We start from the raw sequence: 26430 nt of genomic DNA, 5'->3' as shown, positions 1-26430 counted from the left end.
CGCATGGCCACGGGCAGGGACGACTCCGTCACAGTCCCCTCGTTCTCCGAGGTCCTCCGTGCCCCGGTGTTCCTGCCGGTCTTCGTGGTCGCGACGCTCTCGACGTGGGGCGACTACATCGCCCGCATCACCGTGGCGGCGGTGGTCTACTCGTGGACGGGTTCGGCGTTGGCGACGGCCGCGACGTTCGCGGTCTCCCTGGTGCCGAGCATCCTGGGGCGGGCACTCCTCTCGCCGCTGTGTGACCGCATGCCTCCGCGGGTCTGCCTCGTCGGGACCCACCTGATCCGAGCGACCCTGGTCGGCGTGCTCATCCTGGCGGTTTCGGCCACCGAGTCGCTGTGGCTGGTCCTCGCGCTCGTCGCCGTCCTCGAGTTCGTCGGCGGCCCGGCCGTCACCGCCAGCCAGATGCTGCTGACCGACATCTTTCCGGACCGCCGGCTCTACGCACGGGCGTTCGGACTCACCACCCTCGCCGCCCAGGTCAACCAGGCGATCGGCCTGGCGATCGGGGGTGCCGTCGTGGGCCTCGTGGGGGACACGAAGACGCTGCTGCTCGACCTGGCCACGTTCCTCGTCGGCGCCGTCATCCTGATCGCCGTGAGGCCGCCCCGCTCGATCGTCAAGGTGGAGGACGCCCCACTGTCCAGCCTGGTCGGCGACGTCGGCCAGGCCTGGCGCCAGATCCGTTCCAGCCGCGTGCTGACCTACATGCTGATGTTGTCGCTGGCGAGCGCCCTCGCGATCGCCGCGCCCGAAGCCGTCGCCCTGCCCTACGCGGCCCAGCACAGCCCGTCGCCGACCTGGGGCGGCCTGTTGATGGCTGCGCCGATCCTCGGCGCCGTCGCGGGTCTGCTGCTCATCGGCAGGCTGCCCGCCGAGCGGCAGTCGGCCCTCGTCATGCGGCTGGCGCTGCTCACCCCGCTGCCGCTGCTCCTGACGATCTTCGAGCCGCCGCTCGCCGTCGTCTGGGCCGCGTGGTTCCTGTGCGGCGCGCTCCAGTGCTACATGTTGCCGCTCCAGGCGGCCTTCACCCTGCTCGTCCCGACCGCCATGCGTGGTCGGGTGTTCGGGCTCGCGGGCGCCCTCTCCGTCGGTATCACGGGCGCCTGCTTCCTGGCCGCCGGCTGGGTCTCCGAGCGCACCACGCCAGCAGCCTCGGTCGGCATCTGTGCGGTCGTGACCCTCGGGATCCTCGTGCTGCTCGCCGCCAGGTGGCCCAAGGAAGAGCTCGCCGGGAGCGTCGAGGCCACCTTCACGGTCCCGCAGGCCTACGCCGAGGCCGAGGTGGGCGAGGACCCTGTCGTCGAGCCGCCCCCCACTGTGGAGGATCTGACGGCGTTGGGTGTCCCCGGCCGGGGTCCGGCCGGCGGCCTCGGCGACGCGGGCAGGCTTTCCGGGGGCTGAGACCGCACGGGGGCGGCCACCGGGCCAGACCTAGACTTGACCCATGCTCTCCACGATCGACCTGCGCGGCCGGCCGCTCGGCGTCCGCGAGCTGCGCCACCTGCTGCCGAGGGCGGAGTTCGACGTCGCCGCCGCGGTCGAGACGGTGCGGCCGATCTGCGAGGACGTCCGTCACCGTGGTGCCGCTGCGCTCTACGAGCTGGGGGAGCGGTTCGACGGCGTGCGCCCCCCGACGCTGCGGGTCCCCGACGCAGTGCTCGCGGCAGCCCTGGAGTCGCTCGACCCGCAGGTGCGTGCCGCCCTCGACGAGGCCATCCGCAGGGTTCGGATCGTGCACGAGGACCAGCGCCGCTCCACCACCACCACGACGGTTGTCCCCGGCGGTGAGGTCAGCGAGCGGTGGATCCCGGTCGACCGGGTCGGCCTCTACGTCCCCGGTGGACGCGCGGTCTACCCCTCCAGCGTCGTCATGAACGTCGTGCCCGCCCAGATCGCCGGGGTCGGGTCGCTGGCGGTCGCCAGCCCACCCCAGCGCGACAACTCCGGTGCCTTCACCGGATACCCCCACCCGACGGTGCTCGCCGCGTGCGCGCTGCTCGGCGTCGACGAGGTCTATGCCGTGGGTGGCGCCCAGGCGGTGGCAGCGTTCGCCTTCGGCTTCGAGGACGCCACCGGTGCCGATGGGGCGCCGGTTATCTGCGAACCGGTCAGCCTCGTGACCGGTCCGGGCAACATCTACGTCGCGGCGGCCAAGCGCTACCTCAAGGGCGTCATCGGCATCGACTCCGAGGCGGGCCCGACCGAGATCGCGATCCTCGCCGACGACACGGCCGTGCCCGCACACGTCAGCGCCGACCTGATCTCGCAGGCCGAGCACGACCCCCAGGCTGCCTCGGTCCTGGTGACCGCCTCGGTCGCCCTGGCCGATGCGGTACAGACCGACCTCGAAGACCGCGTCGCCACCACCAAGCACTCCGAACGCGTCCGCGAGGCCCTCACCGGACCCCAGTCGGGAATTGTCCTCGTGGACGACCTCGACGCCGGTGTCGCCGTCGTCAACGCCTACGCCGCAGAGCACCTCGAGCTGCAGGTCGCCGACGCCGCCGCGGTCAGCCAGCGCGTGCGCAACGCCGGCGCGATCTTCGTCGGACCGCACTCGCCGGTGAGCCTCGGTGACTACGTCGCCGGGTCCAACCACGTCCTCCCGACCGGTGGGTGCGCCTGCCACAGCAGCGGCCTCTCGGTGCAGTCGTTCCTCCGCGGCGTGCACGTGGTCAGCTACACCGAGGCTGCCCTCCAAGAGGTTGCCCACCACGTCGTCGCCCTGGCGCAGGCCGAGGACCTGCCCGCCCACGGCGAGGCGGTCCAGGTCCGCTTCGACGGGTCGTGACCGGCCGATGACCGACATCGGCGGCTCCCGCATCGAGGGCCTGCTGCGCGAGGACCTGCGCGGTGGGATCCCCTACGGCGCACCCCAGCTCGACGTACCCGTGCGCCTCAACACCAACGAGAGCTCGTACCCCGTCCCGCCCTCGGTCGTGGCCGAGATCACGGCCGCCGTGGCCGAGGTCGCGGCTGGCCTGAACCGGTACCCCGACAGGGAGTTCACCGACCTCCGGACTGGCCTCGCGGCATACCTGTCGTCGTCGGGGACTCCGGTGGGCCCGGCCCAGGTGTGGGCCGGCAACGGCTCCAACGAGGTGCTCCAGCACGTCGTGCTGGCGTTCGGCGGCCCCGGACGGACGGCGCTCGGGTTCACGCCGGCCTACTCGATGCACCCGATCATCAGCAGCTCGGTCGGCACCGCCTGGGTGGACGGCCTGCGCGGACAGGGCGGCACCCCCTTCGACCTGACGGTCGAGTCCGCGGTCGCCCAGGTGCGTGAGCACGACCCGCACGTCGTCTTCCTCTGCTCGCCCAACAACCCGACCGGCACCGCGCTGGGCCTCGACGTGGTGGAGGCCGTGTATGCCGCGGCGGAGCGGGCCGTGGTCGTCGTGGACGAGGCCTACGCCGAGTTCGCCCGCCCGGGCACGCCCAGCGCCCTGACCCTGCTGGAAGGACGCCCCAGGCTCGTCGTCACCCGCACGATGAGCAAGGCGTTCGCCTTCGCGGGCGGGCGGCTCGGCTACCTCGCCGCCGACCCGGCGTTCGTCGACGCCCTGCGCCTGGTGCGATTGCCCTACCACCTGTCCGCGCCCACCCAGGCGATCGCCCTGGCGGCTCTGCGGCACGCGCCCGAGATGCTCGGCACCGTCGAGGCGATCAAGGAGCAGCGCGACCGGATGGTCACCGGACTCGCCGAACTCGGCCTCGCGCCGGTGCCCAGCGACGCCAACTTCGTCCTGTTCGGCGGCCTCGCGGACGCCGCCCAGACCTGGCGTGCCCTGCTGGACCGGGGAGTACTCGTCCGCGACGTCGGCATACCCCACTATCTTCGTGTCACGGCCGGGACCCCGGACGAGACTGGTGCGTTCCTCGCCGCCATGGCGCAGATCGCCCGACCTGAGCAGGACAGGAGCGCGCTGTGACGCAGGAGACCCGGACGCAGGAGACCGTGACGCAGGGGGCCGCGACGCAGGGAGCCGCGACGCAGGAGAGCCGGCCCGGTGACCGCACGGTGTCGCTGAGCCGTTCGACGTCGGAGTCCAGCGTCGAGGTCGAGCTCAACCTCGACGGCACCGGCCAGTCCGACATCTCCACGGGAGTGCGGTTCTACGACCACATGCTCGCCTCCCTGGCCAAGCACTCCCTCATCGACCTGCGCGTCAAGGCGACGGGCGACGTCGACGTCGACGCGCACCACACCGTCGAGGACGTCGCGATCGTGCTCGGCGACGCGCTGCGCGAGGCCCTCGGCGACAAGAGCGGCATCTCCCGGTTCGGCGACGCGACGGTTCCGCTCGACGAGGCGCTCGTCCAGGCGGTCGTCGACGTGGCGGGGCGTCCCTACGTCGTGCACACCGGTGAGCCCGAGGGACAGGCCTACGTCGTCATCGGCGGCACCTACGTCGGGTCGCTGACGCGCCACGTCTGGGAGTCCTTCGCCGGACGCGCCGGGATCGCGCTGCACGTCCGGGTGCTGTCCGGCCGCGACCCGCACCACATCGTCGAGGCCCAGTTCAAGGCGGTCGCCCGCGCCCTGCGTGCCGCGGTCGCCCGCGACGCCCGAGTCAGCGGCATACCCAGCGCGAAGGGCAGCCTCTCCACGTGAGCGTGCCGTGGCAGCCCGCGCAGGAGGCGCGCGGACTGCTCCTGGTGAGTGCCGAGCCCGGGCCCGTGTCGGCCTGGCTGCGCCGGGGTCTGGTGGCCTGCCAGGTGGTTCCCCTCGGGCGCTGGACCGCGGTGTTGCCGACCGAGCGCCGGTCACGCGCGGAGCCGCCCTATGACGACGCCCTCGCGGTGCTCGCCGCGCGTCCGGTGCCACGGCGGTTGCGGGGCGCCCTCGGGTTCTTCACCGTCGACGGCCGGGCCGTGGTGACCGCCCACGCGCCGGGCTGGCGCGACGTGGCCCGGTGGCTGGTGTGGGACCCGGGCGCCGGTGTGGTGCGCGCTCCGCACCTCGAGCTGGCCCGGCCGGCAGACCTCCTGGCTGCCGCCGGCAAGGCAGGCGACCAGCGCGCGGTGGTGCGGGTCGTCGCCGAACGCCACGGCACGGCCGACCGCCTCATCACAGACCTGTTGTCCGTCCTCGGCCTGCCGGGCTCAGACCTGGTCGGTGCCGGGGTCGGCCTGCGCGGTCAGGTGGTGGCACCCACTGCACAGTCGGTGGCCCGTTTCGAAGCGCGGATGGCCGAGCAAGCCCGGCACCGCACCGAACTCGAGGAGAACTCATGAGCCGGGTGGTCGTCTTCGACTACGGCAGTGGCAACGTGCGGTCGGCGGTGCGCGCCCTCGAGCACGTGGGTGCCGAGGTGGAGCTGACCGGTGACCGTGCGGCAGCGCTCGCCGCGGATGGGCTGTTCGTCCCCGGAGTGGGGAACTTCCACGCCTGCATGGCGGGGCTGCGTGCCGCCGACGGCCCGGTCGTCATCGACCTGCGCCTCTCGGGGGGACGGCCGGTGCTCGGCGTCTGCGTGGGGATGCAGGTGCTGTTCGACGGCTCCGACGAGCCCAGCGGCGCGCCCCAGGACGGCCTGGGGGAGTGGCCCGGCTCGGTGTCGCGCCTCCAGGCAGAGGTGGTGCCGCACATGGGCTGGTCCGACGTGCGGGTCGCCAGCGGGAGCCAGCTCTTCGCCGGAGTGGAGTCCGAGCGGTTCTACTTCGTCCACTCGTATGCCGTGCAGTCCTGGACGCTGGAGGAGCCCACCGGCGCCTTCGCCGCCGTCGCCCCGAAGGTCACCTGGGCCGACCACGGTGGACGGTTCGTCGCGGCCGTCGAGAACGGTCCGCTGGCTGCGACCCAGTTCCACCCGGAGAAGTCCGGCGATGCAGGTCTGTCCCTCCTCGAGAACTGGGTGAAGTCACTGTGAGCGCAACGAAGAAGACGGCGAAGGCTGCCAAGGCGGCGACTGGCACCACGTCTCGCAAGGCCGCGACCCGCAAGCGGGCGAGCACGGCCGGCCGGTCTGGTCGGACGACGACCTCGCGGCGACGCACCACCCGGCGCACCACCTCCCGACGACCGGCCCAGCCCAAGGTCGCCACGACCATCGGCGCTGGCCTCGCGACCTTGGCGGTGGCGGCTTTCGCCGGGGCGTCCTGGCCGGTTCGGATCGCGCTGGTGGTGGCGGCCCTGGTGCTGGTCGGCGGCTACCTCCTGGTGCAGGGCCGGCGACACGATGCCACCACAGCTGGGGACGACACCACCCCCGCGACGGAAGCCATCCCACCTACCACCGCCACCCCGCCCACCGAAGCGACCCCGCCGACCGAACCCCGACCCGAGGATCCCGCATGAACGACGCACCCCGACTCGAGCTCCTGCCTGCCGTCGACGTCCAGGGCGGCCGTGCCGTCCAGCTCGTCCAGGGGGTGGCCGGCAGCGGGGGCGAGTTCGGTGACCCGTGGGAGGCCGCGCTCGCGTGGCAGCAGCAGGGCGCCGAGTGGCTGCACCTCGTCGACCTCGACGCCGCCTTCGGGCGCGGTTCGAACCGCGAGCTGCTGGCGGGCATCGTCGGGCGGCTGGACCTCAAGGTCGAGATGAGTGGCGGCATCCGCGACGCCGAGTCGCTGGAGGCTGCACTGGCCACGGGGTGTCGCCGGGTCAACCTCGGGACCGCCGCGCTGGAGGACCCGGAGTGGACCGCCCAGGCGATCGCGGAGCACGGGGACCGCGTGGCCGTCGGCCTCGACGTGCGTGGCACCACCCTGGCCGCGCGCGGCTGGACGAAGGACGGCGGCGACCTCTGGGAGACCCTCGCCCGGCTCGACTCCGAGGGGTGCGCCCGCTACGTCGTCACCGACGTCAACAAGGACGGCATGCTCAAGGGCCCGAACCTCGACCTGCTCCGCGATGTCTGCGCGCGCACCGACCGCCCCGTCGTGGCGTCCGGTGGCGTGTCGACGCTGGAGGACATCCAGGCGATCCGGGGCCTGGTGCCCGACGGCGTCGAGGGCGCCATCGTCGGCTCGGCGCTCTACCGCGGGGCCTTCACGCTGCCCGACGCGCTCGACGTGGCGGGTCGTCCGTGAGCTCGCACGACTCCGCCGGGATCCCGTTCGACGGGCGTGAGCTCACCGGCACCGGTTTCGACGGCGACACGGGCGAGGCCGATGCGGCGCTGGTGAGGGCACTGGCCGAGCCGCTCGACGAGGTCGCCCTGATGACCGCCGTCGCAGCGGCACGACTGCTCGTGCCCATCGTCGCCGAACCCGTCTCTGTCGACACGTCGGGCGAACACACCGTGGAGAAGCAGACCGACATGGCAGCGGTGACCCTCGTCGCGCCCGACGGCACGCGTGCCCTCCCCGTGTTCTCGTCGATGGCAGCCATCGCGGCCTGGGACGCCGGAGCCAGGCCGGTTCCGGTGACGGCGGCGCGGGCCGCGCAGGCCGCAGTGAGCGAGCGTTGCGACGTGATGGTGGTCGACCTGGCGGGCCCCCTCACGGTGGCGCTGCGGCCCAGCATGGTCTGGGCGCTGGCGCAGCAGCGCGACTGGCTGCCGGCCCACGAGGACGAGACGGTCCGGCGAGCGGTGGCCACGGCGGTCCGTGAGCAGGAGGCCGTGCTCGCCCACGAGACCGGCCCGGGGGCGCCCGGCGAAGGCGTGCTGCGGGTAACCCTGCACCTGGCTCCGGGTCTGGACGCGGACACGGTGCAGGCGGTCGCCACCGCGGTCGGCGAGCGACTCGCCACCGACGGCGAGATCCGGGCCCGGATCGACGGGCTCGCCTTCTCGATCTCCTGAGGTTCCCCCGCAGTTCAGGCGTGCGGCGGCGCGAGCTCGGTGACGGCCACGACGGCGTCGGCCGGCAGGGCGGCATACAGGTGCGGGAAGGTCTCGCCGGTCTCAGGGTTGCCGATCTCCTCGACCGGGGGGTCGGTGAGTCGGGACGGGTCGATCTCGAGCAGCAGCAAGGTCCCCGGGTAGTCCGCGTAGAACGCGCGCCGCACCACGGGCCACTGCTCCTCGGAGGAGCAGTGGATGAAGCCTTCCTGCGCCATCGTCCGACCTCGCGTCGACTCGGCGTAGCTCCCGGACCGCCGGGCCTGCTCCCACTTCTCCGGCTCGGCAAGGTGGTAGATGGTCACGCCCGCAACCTACCGGCTGCGACGCAAGGGCCGGGTATGCCGCGTGCCGCCACCCAGCCCCGCGTGACAGGAGCAAAAAGGGTTTGGCCACTGTCAGTGGGGGCTGGCAGAGTGGGTGGGTGCTGCTCGCCAACGCCCGCTACCGCCGCGTCCTCGCCAGTGCCGCTCTGCGGCGGGCGCTGGTGCTGGGCTTCTTGGTGCGCATGCCCATCTTCGCCGGCGGGGTGGTGCTGACCCTCCACGTCGTCTCCCACCTGGGGCGGTCCTACGCAGCGGCCGGTCTGGTCTCGGCCGCGGCGACGATCGCCATCGCCATCAGCGGTCCCTGGCGTGGTCGTCTCCTCGACCGCAGGGGCCTGCGCCGGGTGGTCCTGCCCTCCATCGTCGTCGCGGCCGTCTGCTGGTCGATCGCACCCTTCGTGTCCTACTGGTGGCTGCTGGGCCTCGCCGCCCTGGCCGGGCTGTTCGTCGTCCCCTCGTTCTCGATCATCCGTCAGGCGGTCATCGCGGCGGTGCCCGAGGACGACCGGCGCACGGCGATCTCCCTGGACTCGGTGGCCGTCGAGCTCTCGTTCATGGTCGGGCCGGCCGCCGGTGTCTGGGCTGCCACGCTGTGGCCCACCCAGTGGGTGCTGTTCGCCATCGAGATGCTCGGGGTGCTGGCCGGTGTGCTGCTCTGGTTCGCCAACCCCGTCATGCATGACGAGGCGGCCGAGCCGGTGGACGGTGGGCTGGCCGACACCGGGCTCGTGGCTGGCGGGCTGGTGGACGACGAGGGCGTGGGCGCTGCGGTGCCGCGCGTGGCGCGGTCGGCCTGGTTCCGTGCCCGCTTCATCGTCATCTGCCTGGCTGCCGCCGCCACGACCGTCGTGCTCGGCGGAACCGACATCGCCATCGTGGCCGCCCTGCGCGACTTCGACGCCCAGTCCTCGATCGGCTGGGTGCTGGCGGTCTGGGGCTTCGGCTCACTCCTGGGCGGGCTCGTCTACGGCGGCCTGCAGAAGTCGGTCTCGGCCTTCTGGCTGCTCGGCGGGCTCGCCCTGGTCAGCGCGCCGATGGCGATGGCCCACGGCGTTCCCTCGCTGGCGGTCCTGTCCTTCGTGGCCGGGCTGTTCTGCGCCCCCACCATCACGGCGACGGTGGACCAGGTCAGCCGGGTGGTTCCGGGGGCGGCACGCGGCGAGGCGATGGGCTGGCACGGCTCGTTCATGACCGGAGGCATGGCTCTCGGCGCGCCGATGGCCGGGTTCGCCATCGACCACCGGGGCTGGCAGGCGGGCTTCCTCGTCGTCGCGGTGGTCGGCCTGCTGGTGGCGCTCGTCGGAGCCGCGGCGACATCAGGGCGGGCGTCGCAGCGCAGGGCCGCCCAGAGGTTGAGCGCCACCGCCGACGCCTGACCTGACACGCCGAGATCCCAGCTCTCGCCCCACGTCGGGGTGTGGAGACGCGAGAGGTGGGATCTCGGCGAGAGGGGTCAGACGACCGAACCGGTGAGCTTCTCGCCCGGCCCCTGACCCGGCGGGTCCTGGATCAGCGACGCCTCGCGGAACGCCAGCTGCAGCGACTTCAGCCCGTCCCGCAGGGGAGCGGCGTGCTGGCTACCCAGGTCGGGTGCCGCCGCGGTGATGAGGCCGGCGAGGGCGCTGATCAGCCGTCGGGCCTCGTCCAGGTCGAGGTGCTCGTTCGCGTCCGGCCCCTCGGCCAGCCCACACTTGACCGCGGCCGCGCTCATCAGGTGGATGGCCGCGGTGGTGATGACCTCGACGGCGGGCACCTCGGCGATGTCGCGGGTGGCCTGTGCGTGACCCGTGTCAGCGTCGGCGGCGGGGCCCTCGGGGGGATTGGGAGATTCGGTGCTCACGCTGGTAGCCTTGCAGATCGACCGGCCGTGTCCATCGTCGGGTGACCTGAGAGGGTGACCCAGCACCGGGCCCGGTGTGCAAGTGAAGCAGCACCTGCTTCCACCCGCGTCAACCTCACGGTTGCCGGGTCAACGAGGTCACGCAAGGCGTATGCCGTGGGCGCGAGCCACGCGGCATACCTGCCCTTGGTGAACTCGTGAATCGGATCAGGTGAGGCTTCCCGCGCAACGGCGACGGGGAGCCTTTCTTCGTTGCAGCGGCCGGACAGTGAACTTTCACGGGCAGTGAACTTCCAACAGAGGAGCACCAACATCAGCGAACCTCGCATCAACGACCGCATTCGGGTTCCCGAAGTGCGGTTGGTTGGCCCCAACGGAGAACAGGTCGGCATCGTGCGCGTCGAAGACGCGCTGCGTCTGGCCGCCGAGGCTGACCTCGACCTCGTCGAGGTTGCCCCGATGGCCAAGCCTCCCGTCGCCAAGCTCATGGACTTCGGCAAGTTCAAGTACGAAGCGGCACTGAAGGCTCGCGAAGCGCGCAAGAACCAGGTCAACACGGTCATCAAGGAGATCAAGCTCCGCCCGAAGATCGACCCGCACGACTACGGCACCAAGAAGGGCCACGTCGAGCGGTTCCTCAAGGGTGGCGACAAGGTCAAGGTGACGATCATGTTCCGCGGACGCGAGCAGTCGCGCCCCGAGCTCGGTTTCCGGTTGCTGCAGCGCCTCGCCGAGGACGTCATCGAGCTGGGCACGGTCGAGTCGGCCCCCAAGCAGGACGGCCGCAACATGATCATGGTGCTGGGCCCGACCAAGAAGAAGTCGGAGGCGATGGCTGAGCAGCGCCGCGCCCGGTCGGCCACCCCCGCGCACACGGACGACGCCGCCCAGATGGGCGACGCCGACCAGGCGCAGGACGTCCCGGCCGTCGACCAGGTGCAGGACGTCTCGGTCGAGACGGCCGCGGAGCCCACGGCCCCCGAGGCAGAGCCCACGGCCCCCGCGGCAGAGCCCACGGCCCCCGCGGCAGAGGTCACCGCCCCCGAGGCACAGGTCAACGCCCCCGAAGCAGAGGTCCCCGCAGCCCCGGCGAAGCCCGCCGCAAAGCCCGCTGCAAAGCCCGCTGCAAAGCCGGTCGCCAAGCCAAAGGCCACCGAGCCGACCAGCTGAGGCCAGCTCCACCCTGATCCACACGTACGAACGACACACGGCTACACCAACACAAGGAGATCGGCCCCATGCCGAAGATGAAGACGCACTCTGGCGCGAAGAAGCGCTTCCGCCTCACCGGCACCGGCAAGGTCATGCGCGAGCAGGCCAATGGCCGTCACCTGCTCGAGCACAAGTCCTCGCGCTACACCCGCTCGATCGCGAACGACGTCGAGGTGTCCAAGCCGGACGCCAAGAAGGTCAAGAAGCTCCTCGGCAAGTAGCCGAGCCCACCCATCCCATTGTTTGGCCGGGCTCAGCAAGCAGCCTCGCAAGCAGTTAGACAGCAAGGAGAACTCACGTGGCACGCGTGAAGCGGGCAGTCAACGCCCAGAAGAAGCGCCGGGTCGTCCTCGAGCGCGCCAGCGGTTACCGCGGACAGCGCTCGCGGCTCTACCGCAAGGCCAAGGAACAGGTCACCCACTCCCTCGGGTACGCCTACCGTGACCGTCGCGCCCGCAAGGGTGACTTCCGTCGCCTGTGGATCCAGCGCATCAACGCCGGCGCCCGTGCGAACGGCATGACCTACAACCGGTTCATCCAGGGCCTCAAGGCCGCGGAGATCGAGGTCGACCGTCGCATGCTGGCCGAGCTCGCCGTCAACGACGAGGCAGCGTTCACCGCCCTGGTCGAGATCGCCCGCGCCAACGTGCCGGCGACCACGGAGACCGCGGCCGCGTCGGCCTGATCGACCAAGCACCCTCCGAGCGCCGGGACATGCCCCCGCCGACCCACCGCGAACCTCCTGTGATGACCAATCCAGGAGCGGACCGGGTGAAGTCGGTGCGGTCACTGTCCCGGCGCTCAGTGCGTGACAAGACCGGCCGGTTCCTCGTCGAGGGACCACAGTCGGTCCGTGAGGTCGTCGTCCACCAGCCGGAGCGGGTGGTCGACCTCTACCTCACCGCTGAGGCGCGCGCACGGCACGCGGACATCGTCGCCGCCGCCGAGGCGGCGGACCTCTACCTCCACGAGGTGACCGAGGGCGTCCTCACGGCCATGTGCGACACGCCTACCCCCCAGGGGCTGGCCGCGGTATGCCGGGTGGTCACCGCCAGCCTGGACGAGGTCCTCGCGCGCGGACCTCGGCTGCTCGTGCTGCTGACGAACGTCCGGGATCCGGGCAACGCCGGGACGGTGATCCGCGGCGCGGACGCGGCTGGTGCCGCCGCGGTCCTCGTGAGTGACGCGTCGGTCGACGTGCACGCGCCCAAGGTGGTGCGGTCGACCGCCGGCTCGCTGTTCCACCTGCCGCTGGTGACCGGACTGCCGGTCGAGGAGACGCTGGCCAGGCTTCGCGCGGCCGGCATCCGGGTGCTGGCAGCGGACGGCGTCGGCACGACCATGCTGCCCGAGGTCGACCTCCTGCCCGCCCACGTCTGGGTGATGGGCAACGAGGCCTGGGGGCTGGAGCCCGAGATCCGTGACCTGTGTGACGACGTCGTGCGAGTGCCGATCTACGGCAAGGCCGAGTCGCTCAACCTCGCCATGGCCGCCACGGTGTGCCTCTACGCGTCCGCGAGCGCCCAGAACCACTAGGGTCGGCGGCATGGACTTCCGGCCCGGTTCCATCCTGCCGCCCGAGCAGGCCGCATTGGCCGCCGAGCTCCTGCCTGACGGGATGGTTGCGGCCGAGGCGGACGCCAAGGTGAGCTTCGTCAATCGTCGAGCCGCCCAGATCCTCGGCATCGCCCGCGGCGAGCTCGTGGGCCGCGACATCCGTACCGCGCTGGTGCTGCGCGACAACGACGGCACCGACTGGTGGGACGTCACGAACCCGTGGAACGGCCTGGACATCCGCACCGGCCATCGCGAGAAGTACCTCATGGTCGATGGCGGTGCCGAAGTGCTCGTCACTGCAAAGTACCTCCGACCGGGCCGCAACAAGCCGGTCAACCGGGTCATCCTCATGCTGCGCGACGCGGAGGCGCGCCGTCGGCTCGAGGCCGACCACGCGGCGCTCATCTCCACCGTTGCCCACGAGCTGCGTTCGCCGCTGACCTCGGTCAAGGGGTTCTCCTCGACGCTGCTGCGTCGTTGGGACCGCTTCACCGATGACCAGAAGCGGCTCATGCTCGAGACGATCGAGGCCGATGCCGACCGGGTGACCCGTCTGATCACCGAGCTGCTCGACGTGTCACGGATCGACTCGGGGCGGCTGCAGATCCGACCACTGCCGATCGACGTCGCGGCCGTCTACGGTCGACACGTGGAGCGAGCCGTGGCCAGCGGGCAGGAACGTGACCGCTTCTCGATCGAGGTGCCCGAGACCCTGCCCGAGGTCTGGGCGGACCCGGACCGGCTGGACCAGATCCTGTCCAACCTGATCGAGAACGCCTTCCGGCACGGCGACGGCCTGGTGACCCTCGGGGCGCAGCCCACGTCCGGAAACGGTCAAGAGCTGCTGGAGTCCAAGGGACACAGTGCCACCGGCGTCGACCTGGTCGTCAGCGACGAGGGCAAGGGCATCGCGGCCGACCACCGGGACCTGGTGTTCAGCCGGTTCTGGCACGGTTCGGGCCGGGGGAGCACGGGGCTGGGCCTCTACGTCGTCAAGGGTCTGGTCGAGGCGCACGGCGGGCGGGTCCAGGTCGAGTCGGCGCCCAGCGGTGGTGCACAGTTCCGTCTCAGCCTGCCATCCGAGCCGCCCGACTACCTCGCCTGACTCTTCCCTAGACTGCCGGGGTGTCTGGACCCAACAAACAGTACGACCCCGTCGAGGTCGCAGCGCTCGACCCCGCCGTGGTGGAGCAGGCCGTGGCCGATGCACGGCAGACGATCGCCGCCGCCGCGGACCTCGACCAGCTGAAGGTCGCTCGACTGGCGCACCAGGGCGAGAAGAGCGCCCTGTCGCTGGCCAACCGTGAGATCGGCGCGCTGCCGCCGAGCGCCAAGGCCGAGGCCGGCAAGCGCGTCGGTCAGGCCCGCGGCCAGGTGTCGCAGGCTCTTGCCACCCGGCAGGCCGAGCTCGAGGCCGAGCGGGACGAGCGCATCCTCGTGGACGAGACCGTCGACGTGACGGTGCGGGTGCCGCGCCGGCCGATGGGAGCCCGCCACCCGATCAGCCTCGTCTCCGAACGCGTCGAGGACATCTTCGTCTCGATGGGATGGGAGATCGCCGAGGGACCCGAGGTCGAGTCGGAGTGGCTGACCTTCGACGCGCTGAACATCCCGGCCGACCATCCCGCCCGCCAGGAGCAGGACACCTTCTTCGTCGAGCCGGCCGGCTCCGGGCTGGTCCTGCGCACCCACACCTCGCCGGTGCAGGTGCGCACCATGCTCGACCGCGAGCCGCCCATCTACGTGCTCTGCCCCGGCAAGGTCTTCCGCACCGACGACCTCGACGCGACCCACACGCCGGTGTTCCACCAGTTCGAGGGACTGGTCGTCGACGAGGGCATCACCATGGCCCACCTCAAGGGCACCCTGGACGCCTTCGTCCAGCGGCTCTTCGGCGAAGGCATCGTGACCCGGCTGCGTCCCAACTACTTCCCGTTCACCGAGCCGAGCGCCGAGATCGACTGCCGTTGCTGGATCTGCGGCGGGTCCGGCTCGCTGGACGGCGAGAAGTGCCGCACCTGTGGCGGCACCGGCTGGATCGAGCTCGGCGGGTCGGGAATGGTCAACCAGCGCGTCCTGCGGGCGGCCGGGGTGGACACGGACCGTTACACCGGCTTCGCGTTCGGCCTCGGCATCGAGCGTTCGCTCATGCTGCGCCACAACGTCGCTGACATGCGCGACATCGTCGAGGGAGACGTCCGCTTCTCCCAGCAGTTCGGAATGGAGATCTGATGCACGCGCCCGTGTCCTGGCTGCGCGAGCTCGCCGACGTCCCCGCGGATGCCACCGGTGAGGACATCGCTGCCGCGCTCGTGCGCGTCGGCCTCGAGGAGGAGGGCCTGCACGGTGGCGACATCGCCGGTCCCCTCGTCGTCGGCCGGGTGCTGTCTGTCGAGTCCGAGCCGCAGAAGAACGGCAAGACGATCAACTGGTGCACGGTCGACGTGGGCGACCACGGCCAGCGCGTCTCCGAGGGCAAGGCCCAGGAGATCGTCTGCGGGGCGCACAACTTCACCGTCGGTGACCTCGTCGTCTGCGTGCTGCCCGGCGGGGTGCTGCCCGGCGGCTTCGAGATCTCGGCTCGCAAGACCTACGGCCACGTCTCCAACGGCATGATCTGCAGCCAGGCCGAGCTCGGGCTCGGTGCAGACCACTCCGGCATCATCGTGCTGTCCGAGCTGCTCGGTGCCGAGGCTGCCGCAGCCCTCACCCCGGGTGACGACGCCATCGCGTTGCTCGGCCTGGCCGACGAGGTCGTCGAGGTCAACGTGACCCCCGACCGCGGCTACTGCTTCTCCCTGCGCGGCATCGCCCGTGAGTACGCCCTCTCGACCGGTGTCGCCTTCCACGACCCGGCCCAGGTCACGACGCCGGAGCCCAACGACACCGGGTATGCCGTCGCGCTGGCCGATGCCTCGCCGCTCGAGGGTGTGCCCGGCTGCGACCGCTACGTCGCCCGCGTCGTGCGCGGCGTCGACGTGACCGCGTCGAGCCCCGGCTGGATGCAGAAGCGGCTCACCCAGGTCGGGATGCGCCCGATCTCGCTGGCGGTCGACGTCACCAACTACGTGATGATGCTGTTGGGCCAGCCGCTGCACGCCTTCGACCTCGACACCCTGTCGGGCTCGATCGGCACGCGTCGCGCGCGCGCCGGCGAGAAGCTCACCACGCTCGACGACGTCGCGCGGGCCCTCGACCCCGAGGACCTGCTCATCGTCGACGGGGCCGACACACCGCTCGCCATCGCCGGGGTCATGGGCGGCGCGGCGTCGGAGGTCACCGACACGACCACCAGCGTCCTGATCGAGGCGGCCCACTTCGACCCGATCACGGTGGCCCGATCGTCGCGTCGGCACCGGCTCACCACCGAGGCGTCCAAGCGGTTCGAGCGCGGCGTCGACCACGCCGTGGCGGCGGCTGCTGCCCAGCTCGCGGTCGACCTGCTGGTCGAACACGGTGGCGGCAGCGCTGACGCGGGGGTCACCGACGTCGACCGCCGTGCGCCCGCCGAGCCGTTCGACTTCGACACCACGCTGCCGACCCGCTACGTCGGGCTCGACTACCCCCGCGACGAGGTGGTCGCGACACTGCGCGCCATCGGGTGCACCGTGACGGACACCGACGCTGACACCGGCACCGAAGCCGGGCCCGGGACCGGCGTGTACCTCGTCAGGGTGCTTCCGCCCTCGTGGCGGCCCGACCTCACCAACGGACCCGAGCTGGTCGAGGAGGTCGCGCGGGTGCGCGGTTACGACCAGATCCCGTCGGTCCTGCCGCAACCCAAGGCAGTCGGCCGCGGCCTGACCCACGGTCAGCGCATCCGGCGGGTCGTCGCCACGACCTTGGCCCACCAGGGACTCACCGAGGTGCTGAGCTACCCGTTCGTCGCCAGGTCACTGTTCGACCGGCTCGGCCTGGCCGCCGACGACGAGCGCAGGCACGTGGTGTCCCTCGTCAACCCGCTGTCCGACGAGGCTCCCGTCATGCGGACCTCGGTGCTCGACACCTTGCTCGACACCCTGCGCCGCAACGTCGCTCGTGGGGCGCGCGACGTCGCCGTCTACGAGATCGGCCTCGTCACCCGCGCCCAGCAGCACCCCACCAGCGCGCCCGTACCCGCCATCGACGAGCGCCCCGGAGACACGACGCTCGCCGCCATTCTGGGTGCGGTTCCTCCGCAGCCCCGCCACGCGGCATACGCAGCAGCTGGTGAGGTCGAGCACGGCGGACCGTGGGGACCGGGCCGCAAGGCCGACACCTCGGACGCCGTGGCCTGGGCGCTGGCCGTGGGCCGTTCCGTGGGCCTGGACCTCGTGGTGACGTCCGTCGTCCGCGCTCCCTGGCACCCCGGTCGCTGCGCCCAGCTCGCCCTGGTCGACGGCACGGTGGTGGGACACGCGGGTGAGCTGCACCCCAAGGTGACGGCAGCGCTCGAGCTGCCCGCACGCACGGTCGCAGGTGAGCTCGACCTCGACGTGATCGTCGCCGCGACGGGCACGCCCCTACAGGCGAGCGCCCTGTCGACCTATCCGTTGGCCCACACCGACGTCGCCCTGGTGGTCGACGAGGCCGTGCCCGCGGCTGCCGTGGAGGCTGCCCTGCGCGAGGGTGCGGGGGACAGCCTCGAGTCCGTGGCGCTGTTCGACATCTACCGCGGCGAGCAGGTCGGATCCGGCAAGAAGTCGCTGGCCTACCGCCTGACCTTCCGCGCCACCGACCGCACCCTGACCACCGACGAGGTGAGCGCCTTGCGCGACAAGGCCGTCGCTGCGGCCGCGGCGCAGACTGGCGCGATCCAACGGTGAGCCCGGCTCCCGTCGCCGTGGTGACCGGCGCCTCCCGCGGCATCGGTCACCACCTCGCCACCGCACTCGAGCAGGCCGGGTATGCCGTCGAGCGCGGCTCGCGCTCGGTCGCGCCGGTCACTGATCGTGCGGCTGTCCAGGGCTGGGTGGCGGACATCGTCTCGCGTCACGGGCGGATCGACCTGCTGGTCAACAACGCCGGCGTGATCGACACCGAGGTGTCGCTGCTCGACAGCGATCCCGACGAGTGGTGGCAGACGGTCGAGGTGAACCTTCGCGGTCCCTACCTCATGACGCGCACGGTGCTGCCGCACATGGTGGCGGCAGGAGCGGGCCGGATCGTCAACATCAACTCGGGTGCGGCCTACCGCAACCACGACGTCGCGACCGCCTACAACGTCAGCAAGGGCGCCCTCGCCCGCCTCACCGCTGCGACTGGCCTGAACTCCGTCCACGGCGTGCGCGCCTTCGACCTGGCGCCGGGTGTGGTCCGCACCGACATGACCGAGGCGATGGACGCCCATCGCGACCGCACCGAGTGGACCGAGCCTGCGGTCGTGGCTGAGCTGCTCCTCGCGATCGCTGCTGGCGAGCTCGACGACTGGAACGGTCGCCTGGTGCGCGCCGGGGTAGACACCCCGGAGTCTCTTCGCGCCCGAGCCGACCGAGGGCTCGGCGAGTCGGATCGCACCCTGGGGATACTGCGCTGGGGCGACGACGACCCGCTGACGTAGGGCACTGCATAAAATCCCACCTGCGTGTATAGTCATGCAGGTGATTTCAGCAGCGGTGGCGGGTGCGAGTGGCTATGCCGGAGGCGAGATCCTCCGGTTGCTGCTCGGGCATCCCGAGGTCGAGATCGGCGCGTTGACGGCGGGTTCCAGTGCCGGTCACCGCCTTGGTGACGTCCACCCGCACCTCACGCCGCTCGCCGACCGTGTCATCGAGGACACCACGGTGGAGGTGCTCGCGGGGCATGACGTGGTGTTCCTCGCCCTGCCCCACGGGCACTCCGCAGCCCTGGTGGCGCAGCTGCCCGAGTCCGTGACCGCCATCGACTGCGGCGCTGACTTCCGGCTGCGCGACGAGTCGGCCTGGACGACCTTCTACGACACGCCCTACGCCGGCTCGTGGGCCTACGGCCTGCCCGAGCTGCCCGTGGGCGACGGCGGCAGGCAGCGCGAGGCGCTGGTCGGGACCAGCCACATCGCCGTGCCCGGCTGCTACCCGACTGCCGTCTCGCTCGCGCTCGCCCCCGGGTACGCCGCCGGGCTCCTTTCCGGGGAGGACGTGGTCGTCGTGGCGGCCTCGGGGACCTCTGGCGCCGGCAAGTCGCTCAAGCCGCACCTGCTCGGGGCGGAGGTGATGGGGGCGATGTCCCCCTACGGCGTCGGTGGCGTGCACAGGCACACCCCCGAGATCGAGCAGAACCTCACCGCGGCCGGAGGAGCAGTCGGCTCTGACGTCCGGGTGTCCTTCACCCCGACCCTCGCTCCGATGCCGCGGGGGATCCTCGCGACCTGCACCGCCCGGCTCAGTGACGCCGCGAGTGGGACTGACGTACGCGGCATACGGGAGGCGTGGGCCAAGGCGTATGCCGACGAGCCGTTCGTCCACCTGCTGCCCGAAGGTCAGTGGCCGTCCACCGCGAGCGTGCTGGGCAGCAACAGCGTGCACGTCCAGGTCACCTTCGACGAACGGGTCGGGCGGGTCGTCGCCATCGCGGCGGTCGACAACCTCACCAAGGGAACGGCGGGTGCCGCTGTGCAATGCATGAACCTCGCTCTCGGGATCCCCGAGACAACCGGTCTGCCGATCGCGGGGGTGGCGCCATGAGCCTGCCTTTGCACTTGATGCGGCACGCCGAGCCGGTCGCATTCGTCCGGCTGCCGGGCGGCCAGGACCCCGACTGGGACTGGCGGACCGGCCCGCTCGCCTCGATCACCTACACCGACAGCGAGACCTCGGTGGTGTGCGCGTTCGCCTCGGTGCCGAAGGGCGCCCGCGTGCAAGGGCCACTGATCGCCTTCGAGATCGCCGGGCCGCTGGACTTCTCCACGGTTGGCGTCCTGTCGGGCCTGCTCGAGCCGCTGGCCAAGCAGGGGATCAGCATCCTCGCGCTGTCGACCTACGACACCGACTGGATCCTCATCGGCTCCGAGCACGCCGACGAGGCGATGGCCACGTGGAAGCGTGGCGGCAACACCGCGGCACCCGCCAGGCTCTCGGGAGGCGCGTCATGAGCGTGACGGCAGCGCAGGGGTTTCGGGCGGCCGGGGTGGTTGCGGGCCTCAAGGCCAGCGGGGCCCCCGACCTCGCGCTCGTCGTCAACGACGGCCCTGACCACCATGGCGCTGCGGTGTTCACGAGCAACAGGGTGGAGGCCGCCCCCGTCACGTGGTCGCGCCAGGTCGTCAGCGACGGTCGGGTCGACGCGGTGGTGCTCAACTCCGGTGGCGCGAACGCGTGCACGGGCCCTCAGGGCTTCGCCGACACCCACGCCACGGCAGAGAAGGTCGCCGACGTGCTCGGGGTGTCCGCCGGAGACGTCGTCGTCTGCTCGACGGGACTGATCGGCGAGCTGCTGCCCATGCCGTCAGTCCTCGAAGGAGTCGAGCGGGCAGGTGGCGCCCTCGCACCCGATGGCGGCGTGGACGCCGCGATCGCGATCAAGACCACGGACACGGTTCACAAGGTGGCGCAGGCTCAGCGCGACGGCTGGACCGTCGGCGGGATGGCCAAGGGCGCCGGCATGCTCGCCCCGGCGCTCGCCACCATGCTCGTCGTCGTGACCACCGATGCCGTCGTCCCGCAGGGCGAGCTGGACGGCGTCCTGCGGGCCGCGACGGCCCTGACCTTCGACCGGATCGACTCCGACGGCTGCCAGTCCACCAACGACACGGTGGTCCTGATGGCCTCCGGCGCCTCAGGGGTCGCGGTCGACGCAGCCGATCTCGCCGCAGCTGTGACGGAGGTCTGCGCGAGCCTGGCCCGACAGCTCATCGCCGACGCCGAGGGGGCCCACCACGACATCGCGATCGAGGTGCGAACCGCGGCCTCCGTGGATGACGCGCTCGAGGTGGCACGGTCCATCGCCCGCAACAACCTCTTCAAGTGCGCGGTCTTCGGCAACGACCCCAACTGGGGGCGCGTGCTCGCCGCGGTGGGCACGACCCGGGCCACGTTCGCCCCCCACGAGCTCGACGTGTCGATCAACGGCGTCGAGGTGTGCCGCGCTGGCGGTGTGGGGGAGGACCGCTCCCTCGTCGACCTCACCCCCCGCGAGGTCCACGTCCTCGTCGACCTCCACGCCGGAGACCACTCGGTCACGGTGTGGACCAACGACCTCACCCACGACTACGTCCACGAGAACTCGGCCTACTCCTCATGACCCCACCGCCCAGCCGTCCCACCAACACCGTCCGCGGCCACATCGGGGCCGCCGCGCTGCGCGTGGCCCAGGGCAAGGCCCAGACCCTCGTCGAGGCGCTGCCCTGGCTCGAGCAGTTCCGGGGTGCCCTCGTCGTCGTCAAGTACGGCGGCAACGCGATGGTGGACGACAACCTCAAGGCCGCCTTCGCCCAGGACGTGGCCTTCCTCCGGTATGCCGGGCTGCGGCCCGTCGTCGTCCACGGTGGCGGACCGCAGATTGCCACGATGCTCGACCGACTCGGCCTGCAGAGCGAGTTCCGGGGTGGGCTGCGCGTCACGACCCCCGAGGTGATGGACGTCGTGCGGATGGTCCTCACGGGTCAGGTCGGTCGCGAGCTCGTCGGACTGCTCAACCAGCACGGCCCCGTGGCCGTGGGACTGTCCGGCGAGGACGCCGCCCTGTTCGGCGCCCGCCGTCGTGGCACCCACGTCGACGGCGAGGCCGTCGACCTGGGACTGGTCGGGGACGTGGAGACGGTCAACCCCGGAGCCGTGCAGGACATCCTGGACGCCGGGCGCATCCCCGTCGTGTCGACGGTGGCGCCGGACCTCGACGTCGAGGGCCAGGTCCTCAACATCAACGCCGACACTGCCGCTGCCGCGCTGGCCGTCGCGCTGAAGGCGCACAAGCTCGTCATGCTCACCGACGTCGAGGGTGTGTACGCCGACTGGCCGGACCGCGACTCGCTGCTGTCGTCGCTGACGGTGGGGGGAGCGCAGGAGCTTCTCGCCAACGTCGACTCGGGCATGATCCCCAAGCTCGAGGCATGCATCCGTGCGGTGGAGGGTGGCGTCCCCCAGGCGCACGTCATCGACGGACGCCAACCACATTCCCTTCTCCTGGAGGTCTTCACCTCCGAGGGGATCGGCACGATGATCGTCCCGGACGAGGAGTCCTGATGGGTGCGCGCAACGACGAGCTGTTGGCCCGCTACCAGCGCTCGGTCATGGGGGTCTTCGGCCTGCCGCCGCTGGTGCTGTCGCACGGCAGCGGGTGCCACGTCTGGGACGTCGACGGCAACCGCTACCTCGACCTCGTCGGGGGCATCGCCGTCAACGCGCTGGGCCATGGGCACCCCGCGCTCGTGAGTGCGATCAGCAAGCAGGCCGGCGAGGCGATCCACGTCTCCAACCTGTTCACCTCCGAGGGCCAGATCGCTCTGGCGGAGCGGCTGATCGAGCTCGCCGGCGCTCCCGCGGGGTCAGCCGTCTTCTTCGCGAACTCGGGTGCCGAGGCGATCGAGGCCGCGATCAAGCTGAGCCGTCGCACCGGCCGTTCGGGCATCGTCGCCGCCGAGGGGGCCTTCCACGGGCGCACGACCGGCGCCCTGGCCCTGACCCACAAGCTCGCCTACCGCGAGCCCTTCGAGCCCCTCATCGCCGGCGTCAGCCACGTCCCGTTCGGTGACGAGGCCGCTCTCCGCGCCGCCGTCACATCAGAGACGGCGGCTGTCGTCCTCGAGCCGGTCCAAGGCGAGGCCGGCGTCCTGAGCCCCGGTACGGCATACCTGCGACTGGCCCGTGAGCTGACCCGGCAGCACGGCGCCCTGCTCGTCCTGGACGAGATCCAGACGGGCATCGGCCGCACCGGCACGTGGTTCGCCTTCCAGCAGGCCGGCATCGTCCCCGACGCCATCACCCTCGCCAAGGGGCTCGGCGGCGGAGTACCCATCGGCGCGCTCGTCGCCTTCGGTCCCGAGGTGGCCGGGCTGCTCACCGCCGGCCAGCACGGCAGCACGTTCGGCGGGAACCCGCTGGCGGCGGCCGCCGCGCTGGCCGTCCTCGAGACGATCGAGGACCAGGGGCTGCTCGCGCATGCTGCCGACGCTGGACAGCACCTCGCGGATTCCGTTCTCGCGCTGGGACATCCGCTCATCACAGAGGTGCGCGGTGCCGGACTCCTGCGCGCGATCGTGCTCTCGCGGCCGGTGGCGGCACGGGTGGCAGCCCTCGCACGCGACGCGGGGTTCATCGTCAACCCCGTTGCGCCGCAGGCGATCCGGCTCGCGCCGCCGCTCGTCATCAGCACCGAGGAGCTGGACTCCTTCGTCAACGCCCTGCCCGCGCTGCTCGACGCAGCCGCCGACTCCGAGGACACCGCATGACCTGCTTCAACCGCCCCGGCCCCTCGGCCCTCCGGGCCTCGCTCGTCCCTCGCTCGTGTCCTCGGTCGGTCGTCGCATGACCATTCGACACTTCCTGCGCGACGACGACCTGACCGCCGACGAGCAGGCGCTGGTGCTCCAGCGGGCGCTCGAGCTCAAGGCCGCGCCGTTCTCCCGGCGTCCGCTCGAAGGACCGCGCACCGTAGCCGTGGTGTTCGACAAGCCCACCCTGCGCACCCAGGTGTCCTTTGCGGGCGCCATCACCGGTCTGGGCGGCTACCCGATGGTCGTCGACGGCAACCTCGCGCAGATCGGCACCCGCGAGTCGGTGGCCGACACCGCCCGCGTTCTCGGGCCACAGTCCGCAGCCATCGTCTGGCGCACCTACGGCCAGGACCGGATCGAGGAGATGGCAGCCCACGCCGGCGTCCCCGTCGTGAATGCCCTGACCGACGACTTCCACCCGTGCCAGATCCTCGCCGACCTGCTCACCGTTCTCGAGCACAAGGGAGCGCTCGCCGGCCTCACCTTCGGCTACGTCGGCGACGGCGCCAACAACATGGCCCACTCCTACCTCCTCGGGTGCGCCCTGGCCGGCATGCACGTGCGCATCGGCACCCCGGCGGCCCACCAACCATCGGCGGCGATCCTCGCCAGGGCGCAGGAGCTGGCGGCGAAGCAGGGCGGCTCGGTCCTCGTGACGGACGACCCGGGCGCTGCTGTCGAGGGCGTCGACGTGGTGGTCACCGACACCTGGGTGTCCATGGGCATGGAGGGGGAGAAGGGCGACCGTCAGGGGGAGCAGAGCCCCTTCGTGCCCTTCGCCGTGACGCAGTCCCTGATGGCGACGGCGAGCAGCGGGGCGATCTTCCTGCACTGCCTGCCGGCCTACCGCGGCTTCGAGGTCGAGGCGGCGGTCATCGACGGACCGCAGTCGGTGGTCTGGGACGAGGCCGAGAACCGTCTGCACGCGCAGAAGGCCCTCTTGTCGTTCCTCCTCGAGGGCACCGGGGAGGCCTGAGCGATGAGCATCGCCGCCACCAGGACCGGTCGCCAGCAGCGGATCGTGGCCATCCTCGGACGCACCGAGGTCCGGTCGCAGAACGAGCTGCTCGATCTGCTCGCCGACGACGGCATCGACGTCACCCAGGCCACGCTGTCGCGTGACCTCCTCGAGATCGGCGCCGTCAAGGTCCGCTCCGGACGCACCCTCGTGTATGCCGTGCCGGGAGAGGGCGGGGACCGCACCGCCCGCCCCGCTCCCGACGGGTCGCAGCTCACTGCCCGGCTGCGCCGGGTGTGCGAGGAGCTCCTCGTCACGGCCGAGCCGTCGCACAACCTCGTCGTGCTTCGAACGCCTCCGGGGGCGGCGAACTACCTCGCCTCGGCGATCGACCATGCCACCCTCGCGGGGGTGCTGGGCACCATCGCCGGGGACGACACCATCATGGTCATCACCACCGGGACCGCGGCCAGCCGGAGGGTCGCTTCCGACCTGCTCGGCCAGGCCACCCCGCACACGGAGGAGAACGAGTGAGCGAGCAGAAGGTCAGCCTCTGGGGCGGGCGCTTCGCCGGAGGACCAGCCGATGCGCTGGCCGCGCTGAGCAAGTCCACCCACTTCGACTGGCGGCTGGCGCAGTACGACATCGCCGGATCGCGCGCCCATGCCCGGGTGCTGCACACCGCGGGACTGCTCGACGATGCCGCTCTCGACGCGATGCTCGCGGGGCTGGCCCAATTGTCCGGCGACGTGCAGTCGGGGGCGTTCCTGCCGGCCGACGACGACGAGGACGTGCACACCGCCCTCGAGCGTGGCCTCATCGACCGGGCAGGAGTCGACATCGGTGGGCGGCTGCGCGCCGGCCGGTCCCGCAACGACCAGGTGGCCACCCTTTTCCGGATGTACCTGCGCGACCACGCGCGGTCGGTGGCGGCACTGGTGCTCGACGTGGTCGACGCCCTCGTCGACCAGGCCACCCGCAACGCCGACGTCCCGATGCCGGGGCGCACCCACCTGCAGCACGCCCAGCCGGTGTTGCTCGCCCACCACCTCCTCGCCCACGCGTGGGCCCTCCTTCGCGACGTTCAACGGCTCCAGGACTGGGACGTGCGGGCAGCGGTGTCGCCCTACGGCTCCGGCGCCCTCGCCGGCTCCTCGCTCGGCCTCGACCCCGAGGCGGTCGCCGCAGACCTCGGGTTCGCCACGTCGGTCGAGAACTCCATCGACGGCACCGCCTCCAGGGACTTCGTCGCGGAGTTCGCCTTCGTCGCCGCGATGACCGCGGTCGACATCTCGCGGCTCGCCGAGGAGGTCGTGATCTGGGCGACCAAGGAGTTCTCCTTCGTCAGGCTCGACGACGCCTACTCGACCGGGTCGAGCATCATGCCGCAGAAGAAGAACCCCGACGTCGCCGAGCTGGCCCGCGGCAAAGCCGGTCGCCTGGTTGGCGACCTGACCGGCCTGATGACCACTCTCAAGGCATTGCCTCTGGCCTACAACCGCGACCTGCAGGAGGACAAGGAGCCCGTTTTCGACGCGGTCGACACCCTCGAGGTCCTCCTCCCGGCGTTCAGCGGGATGGTGGCGACCATGGTGTTCGACAGAGACCGGCTCGCGTCGCTGGCCCCGCAGGGGTTCTCGCTGGCCACCGACATCGCCGAGTGGCTGGTCCGCGAGGGCGTGCCGTTCCGCGTGGCCCACGAGGTCGCCGGCGCCTGTGTCCGGGTCTGCGAGGACCGGGGGATCGAGCTGTGGGACCTCAGCGATGCCGACCTTGCGGAGGTCTCGGACTACCTCACCCCGGGGGTGCGCGGCGTCCTGAGCGTCGAGGGCTCGCTGGCCTCGCGCAACGCCAAGGGCGGCACCGCTCCTGTCCGCGTCGCCGAGCAGCGCAACCGCGTCGTGGAGGCCGTTGAGGCTGCCCGCGCCTGGGCGAGCGACCCCATCGTGGTGCGCTGACGGCATACCCGTCGGCCGGCTTCCGAGAAATCTCTGGAGCCACGCGATAGGTTCGTGGCGCGGGTCACAGGCGATCCGCATCCTCCTTGCGAAGGGAAGGTGTCATGGGCGTCAGGGACGACCTCACTGCGGCTGCGGGACACGTGGCCGGGCTGCGACGGGCGGTGACCGCGCTCTCCAAGGAGCTCGGCAACACCATCGACATCCAGCGGCTGCGCGACGACGTCGTGCGTCTGGCCGACGACGTCGACCTCGTGGCCCGAGGGGCCGGAGTCGGCTCCCAGGACCGCGCCGGGGGCCCGGGCGAGATCGTCTTCATCACGGACGAGGAGTACGACCCCGCCCTGTGGTCCGACGCCGAGGACGAGGGCGTCGGCCCCTCCAGGGACCACTGAG

29 protein-coding genes are annotated in these 26430 nt (G+C 71.5%); 27 read left to right on the top strand and 2 right to left on the bottom strand.

The window, feature by feature from the left end; translation table 11 throughout:
• Positions 1–3: 3 nt before the first annotated feature.
• The 9 genes from AC1DYG_RS01425 (at position 4) to AC1DYG_RS01385 (ending at position 7757) form a co-directional block, all read left to right on the top strand.
• On the top strand, positions 4–1407 hold the full coding sequence (locus AC1DYG_RS01425; protein ID WP_477638106.1) for an MFS transporter: 1404 nt from the start codon (positions 4–6) through the stop codon (positions 1405–1407).
• 43 nt (positions 1408–1450) lie between these two features.
• On the top strand, positions 1451–2797 hold the full coding sequence (gene hisD, locus AC1DYG_RS01420; protein WP_477638105.1) for a histidinol dehydrogenase: 1347 nt from the start codon (positions 1451–1453) through the stop codon (positions 2795–2797).
• A 7-nt stretch (positions 2798–2804) separates the two neighbouring features.
• Positions 2805–3938, top strand: coding sequence for a histidinol-phosphate transaminase (locus AC1DYG_RS01415; RefSeq protein WP_477638104.1), 1134 nt, complete (start codon positions 2805–2807; stop codon positions 3936–3938).
• A gap of 89 nt (positions 3939–4027) precedes the next feature.
• Positions 4028–4621, top strand: coding sequence for an imidazoleglycerol-phosphate dehydratase HisB (hisB, locus tag AC1DYG_RS01410; RefSeq protein WP_477638225.1), 594 nt, complete (start codon positions 4028–4030; stop codon positions 4619–4621).
• Positions 4618–5244, top strand: a complete 627-nt coding sequence (locus AC1DYG_RS01405; RefSeq protein ID WP_477638103.1) for a hypothetical protein — start codon at positions 4618–4620, stop codon at positions 5242–5244. The genes hisB and AC1DYG_RS01405 overlap by 4 nt, the downstream gene beginning before the upstream one ends.
• Positions 5241–5879, top strand: coding sequence for an imidazole glycerol phosphate synthase subunit HisH (hisH, locus tag AC1DYG_RS01400; RefSeq protein WP_477638102.1), 639 nt, complete (start codon positions 5241–5243; stop codon positions 5877–5879). The genes AC1DYG_RS01405 and hisH overlap by 4 nt, the downstream gene beginning before the upstream one ends.
• Positions 5876–6307, top strand: a complete 432-nt coding sequence (locus AC1DYG_RS01395; RefSeq protein WP_477638101.1) for a hypothetical protein — start codon at positions 5876–5878, stop codon at positions 6305–6307. Before hisH ends, AC1DYG_RS01395 begins: the two co-directional genes overlap by 4 nt.
• Positions 6304–7041 (top strand): bifunctional 1-(5-phosphoribosyl)-5-((5-phosphoribosylamino)methylideneamino)imidazole-4-carboxamide isomerase/phosphoribosylanthranilate isomerase PriA, encoded by a 738-nt coding sequence (gene priA / locus AC1DYG_RS01390; RefSeq protein ID WP_477638100.1) that lies wholly within the window; start codon positions 6304–6306, stop codon positions 7039–7041. Before AC1DYG_RS01395 ends, priA begins: the two co-directional genes overlap by 4 nt.
• On the top strand, positions 7038–7757 hold the full coding sequence (locus AC1DYG_RS01385; RefSeq protein WP_477638099.1) for an SseB family protein: 720 nt from the start codon (positions 7038–7040) through the stop codon (positions 7755–7757). Before priA ends, AC1DYG_RS01385 begins: the two co-directional genes overlap by 4 nt.
• Before the next feature lie 14 nt (positions 7758–7771).
• Here the strand turns inward: AC1DYG_RS01385 and AC1DYG_RS01380 are convergent, their stop codons facing one another.
• A complete protein-coding gene (locus tag AC1DYG_RS01380; RefSeq protein WP_477638098.1) occupies positions 7772–8101 on the bottom strand; it encodes a DUF952 domain-containing protein in 330 nt (109 codons plus the stop codon).
• A 119-nt stretch (positions 8102–8220) separates the two neighbouring features.
• On the opposite strand from AC1DYG_RS01380, the gene AC1DYG_RS01375 reads away from it, so the two are divergent.
• Positions 8221–9498 (top strand): MFS transporter, encoded by a 1278-nt coding sequence (locus AC1DYG_RS01375; RefSeq protein ID WP_477638097.1) that lies wholly within the window; start codon positions 8221–8223, stop codon positions 9496–9498.
• A 77-nt stretch (positions 9499–9575) separates the two neighbouring features.
• Here AC1DYG_RS01375 and AC1DYG_RS01370 read toward each other — a convergent pair whose 3' ends face one another.
• Positions 9576–9884: a DUF1844 domain-containing protein gene (locus AC1DYG_RS01370; protein WP_477638224.1), complete on the bottom strand. Its 309-nt coding sequence runs from the start codon at positions 9882–9884 to the stop codon at positions 9576–9578.
• A 363-nt stretch (positions 9885–10247) separates the two neighbouring features.
• Between AC1DYG_RS01370 and infC the strand changes: the two genes are divergently transcribed.
• From infC to AC1DYG_RS01285, 17 genes are all read left to right on the top strand, one after another.
• Positions 10248–11132, top strand: a complete 885-nt coding sequence (infC, locus tag AC1DYG_RS01365; protein ID WP_477638096.1) for a translation initiation factor IF-3 — start codon at positions 10248–10250, stop codon at positions 11130–11132.
• Between the two features lie 68 nt (positions 11133–11200).
• Complete coding sequence (gene rpmI, locus AC1DYG_RS01360; RefSeq protein WP_179422513.1) at positions 11201–11395, top strand: 50S ribosomal protein L35; 195 nt, start codon at positions 11201–11203, stop codon at positions 11393–11395.
• A gap of 77 nt (positions 11396–11472) precedes the next feature.
• Positions 11473–11859: a 50S ribosomal protein L20 gene (rplT, locus tag AC1DYG_RS01355; protein WP_140737333.1), complete on the top strand. Its 387-nt coding sequence runs from the start codon at positions 11473–11475 to the stop codon at positions 11857–11859.
• A gap of 59 nt (positions 11860–11918) precedes the next feature.
• On the top strand, positions 11919–12710 hold the full coding sequence (locus AC1DYG_RS01350) for a TrmH family RNA methyltransferase (RefSeq protein ID WP_477638095.1): 792 nt from the start codon (positions 11919–11921) through the stop codon (positions 12708–12710).
• A gap of 10 nt (positions 12711–12720) precedes the next feature.
• Positions 12721–13836, top strand: coding sequence for a PAS domain-containing sensor histidine kinase (locus AC1DYG_RS01345; RefSeq protein WP_477638094.1), 1116 nt, complete (start codon positions 12721–12723; stop codon positions 13834–13836).
• 20 nt (positions 13837–13856) lie between these two features.
• The gene (pheS, locus tag AC1DYG_RS01340) at positions 13857–14963 is read left to right on the top strand and encodes a phenylalanine--tRNA ligase subunit alpha (RefSeq protein WP_477638093.1); all 1107 of its coding nucleotides are present in this window, start codon (positions 13857–13859) and stop codon (positions 14961–14963) included.
• Complete coding sequence (gene pheT / locus AC1DYG_RS01335; RefSeq protein WP_477638092.1) at positions 14963–17536, top strand: phenylalanine--tRNA ligase subunit beta; 2574 nt, start codon at positions 14963–14965, stop codon at positions 17534–17536. The genes pheS and pheT overlap by 1 nt, the downstream gene beginning before the upstream one ends.
• The gene (locus AC1DYG_RS01330) at positions 17533–18270 is read left to right on the top strand and encodes an SDR family NAD(P)-dependent oxidoreductase (RefSeq protein WP_477638091.1); all 738 of its coding nucleotides are present in this window, start codon (positions 17533–17535) and stop codon (positions 18268–18270) included. Before pheT ends, AC1DYG_RS01330 begins: the two co-directional genes overlap by 4 nt.
• A 34-nt stretch (positions 18271–18304) precedes the next feature.
• Positions 18305–19372 (top strand): N-acetyl-gamma-glutamyl-phosphate reductase, encoded by a 1068-nt coding sequence (gene argC, locus AC1DYG_RS01325; RefSeq protein ID WP_477638090.1) that lies wholly within the window; start codon positions 18305–18307, stop codon positions 19370–19372.
• Positions 19369–19779, top strand: coding sequence for an ACT domain-containing protein (locus tag AC1DYG_RS01320; RefSeq protein WP_477638089.1), 411 nt, complete (start codon positions 19369–19371; stop codon positions 19777–19779). The genes argC and AC1DYG_RS01320 overlap by 4 nt, the downstream gene beginning before the upstream one ends.
• Positions 19776–20927, top strand: coding sequence for a bifunctional glutamate N-acetyltransferase/amino-acid acetyltransferase ArgJ (gene argJ, locus AC1DYG_RS01315; protein ID WP_477638088.1), 1152 nt, complete (start codon positions 19776–19778; stop codon positions 20925–20927). Before AC1DYG_RS01320 ends, argJ begins: the two co-directional genes overlap by 4 nt.
• The gene (gene argB / locus AC1DYG_RS01310) at positions 20924–21868 is read left to right on the top strand and encodes an acetylglutamate kinase (protein ID WP_477638087.1); all 945 of its coding nucleotides are present in this window, start codon (positions 20924–20926) and stop codon (positions 21866–21868) included. Before argJ ends, argB begins: the two co-directional genes overlap by 4 nt.
• Complete coding sequence (locus tag AC1DYG_RS01305; RefSeq protein WP_477638086.1) at positions 21868–23073, top strand: acetylornithine transaminase; 1206 nt, start codon at positions 21868–21870, stop codon at positions 23071–23073. Before argB ends, AC1DYG_RS01305 begins: the two co-directional genes overlap by 1 nt.
• Before the next feature lie 76 nt (positions 23074–23149).
• Positions 23150–24094, top strand: a complete 945-nt coding sequence (argF, locus tag AC1DYG_RS01300) for an ornithine carbamoyltransferase (RefSeq protein WP_477638085.1) — start codon at positions 23150–23152, stop codon at positions 24092–24094.
• A gap of 3 nt (positions 24095–24097) precedes the next feature.
• Positions 24098–24610 (top strand): arginine repressor, encoded by a 513-nt coding sequence (locus AC1DYG_RS01295; RefSeq protein WP_477638084.1) that lies wholly within the window; start codon positions 24098–24100, stop codon positions 24608–24610.
• Positions 24607–26034: an argininosuccinate lyase gene (argH, locus tag AC1DYG_RS01290; protein WP_477638083.1), complete on the top strand. Its 1428-nt coding sequence runs from the start codon at positions 24607–24609 to the stop codon at positions 26032–26034. The genes AC1DYG_RS01295 and argH overlap by 4 nt, the downstream gene beginning before the upstream one ends.
• Before the next feature lie 104 nt (positions 26035–26138).
• A complete protein-coding gene (locus AC1DYG_RS01285; protein ID WP_477638082.1) occupies positions 26139–26429 on the top strand; it encodes a hypothetical protein in 291 nt (96 codons plus the stop codon).
• Position 26430 lies beyond the last annotated feature (1 nt).

It is taken from the genome of Pedococcus sp. P1_H8 (assembly GCF_056405175.1).
Note: the sequence above shows the minus strand (reverse complement) of the source record. Positions and strands in the feature narration are given on the sequence as shown.

Excerpts from the sequence above, each read along its gene's own strand:
- hisH (WP_477638102.1), top strand. The coding sequence starts at position 5,241 with ATGAGCCGGGTGGTCGTCTTCGACTACGGCAGTGGCAACGTGCGGTCG.
- rpmI (WP_179422513.1), top strand. The coding sequence starts at position 11,201 with ATGCCGAAGATGAAGACGCACTCTGGCGCGAAGAAGCGCTTCCGCCTC.
- AC1DYG_RS01285 (WP_477638082.1), top strand. The coding sequence starts at position 26,139 with ATGGGCGTCAGGGACGACCTCACTGCGGCTGCGGGACACGTGGCCGGG.
- AC1DYG_RS01345 (WP_477638094.1), top strand. The coding sequence starts at position 12,721 with ATGGACTTCCGGCCCGGTTCCATCCTGCCGCCCGAGCAGGCCGCATTG.
- argJ (WP_477638088.1), top strand. The coding sequence starts at position 19,776 with ATGAGCGTGACGGCAGCGCAGGGGTTTCGGGCGGCCGGGGTGGTTGCG.
- hisD (WP_477638105.1), top strand. The coding sequence starts at position 1,451 with ATGCTCTCCACGATCGACCTGCGCGGCCGGCCGCTCGGCGTCCGCGAG.
- AC1DYG_RS01425 (WP_477638106.1), top strand. The coding sequence starts at position 4 with ATGGCCACGGGCAGGGACGACTCCGTCACAGTCCCCTCGTTCTCCGAG.
- AC1DYG_RS01320 (WP_477638089.1), top strand. The coding sequence starts at position 19,369 with ATGAGCCTGCCTTTGCACTTGATGCGGCACGCCGAGCCGGTCGCATTC.
- argB (WP_477638087.1), top strand. The coding sequence starts at position 20,924 with ATGACCCCACCGCCCAGCCGTCCCACCAACACCGTCCGCGGCCACATC.
- priA (WP_477638100.1), top strand. The coding sequence starts at position 6,304 with ATGAACGACGCACCCCGACTCGAGCTCCTGCCTGCCGTCGACGTCCAG.
- pheT (WP_477638092.1), top strand. The coding sequence starts at position 14,963 with ATGCACGCGCCCGTGTCCTGGCTGCGCGAGCTCGCCGACGTCCCCGCG.
- AC1DYG_RS01305 (WP_477638086.1), top strand. The coding sequence starts at position 21,868 with ATGGGTGCGCGCAACGACGAGCTGTTGGCCCGCTACCAGCGCTCGGTC.
- argC (WP_477638090.1), top strand. The coding sequence starts at position 18,305 with ATGCAGGTGATTTCAGCAGCGGTGGCGGGTGCGAGTGGCTATGCCGGA.
- AC1DYG_RS01415 (WP_477638104.1), top strand. The coding sequence starts at position 2,805 with ATGACCGACATCGGCGGCTCCCGCATCGAGGGCCTGCTGCGCGAGGAC.
- AC1DYG_RS01295 (WP_477638084.1), top strand. The coding sequence starts at position 24,098 with ATGAGCATCGCCGCCACCAGGACCGGTCGCCAGCAGCGGATCGTGGCC.
- argF (WP_477638085.1), top strand. The coding sequence starts at position 23,150 with ATGACCATTCGACACTTCCTGCGCGACGACGACCTGACCGCCGACGAG.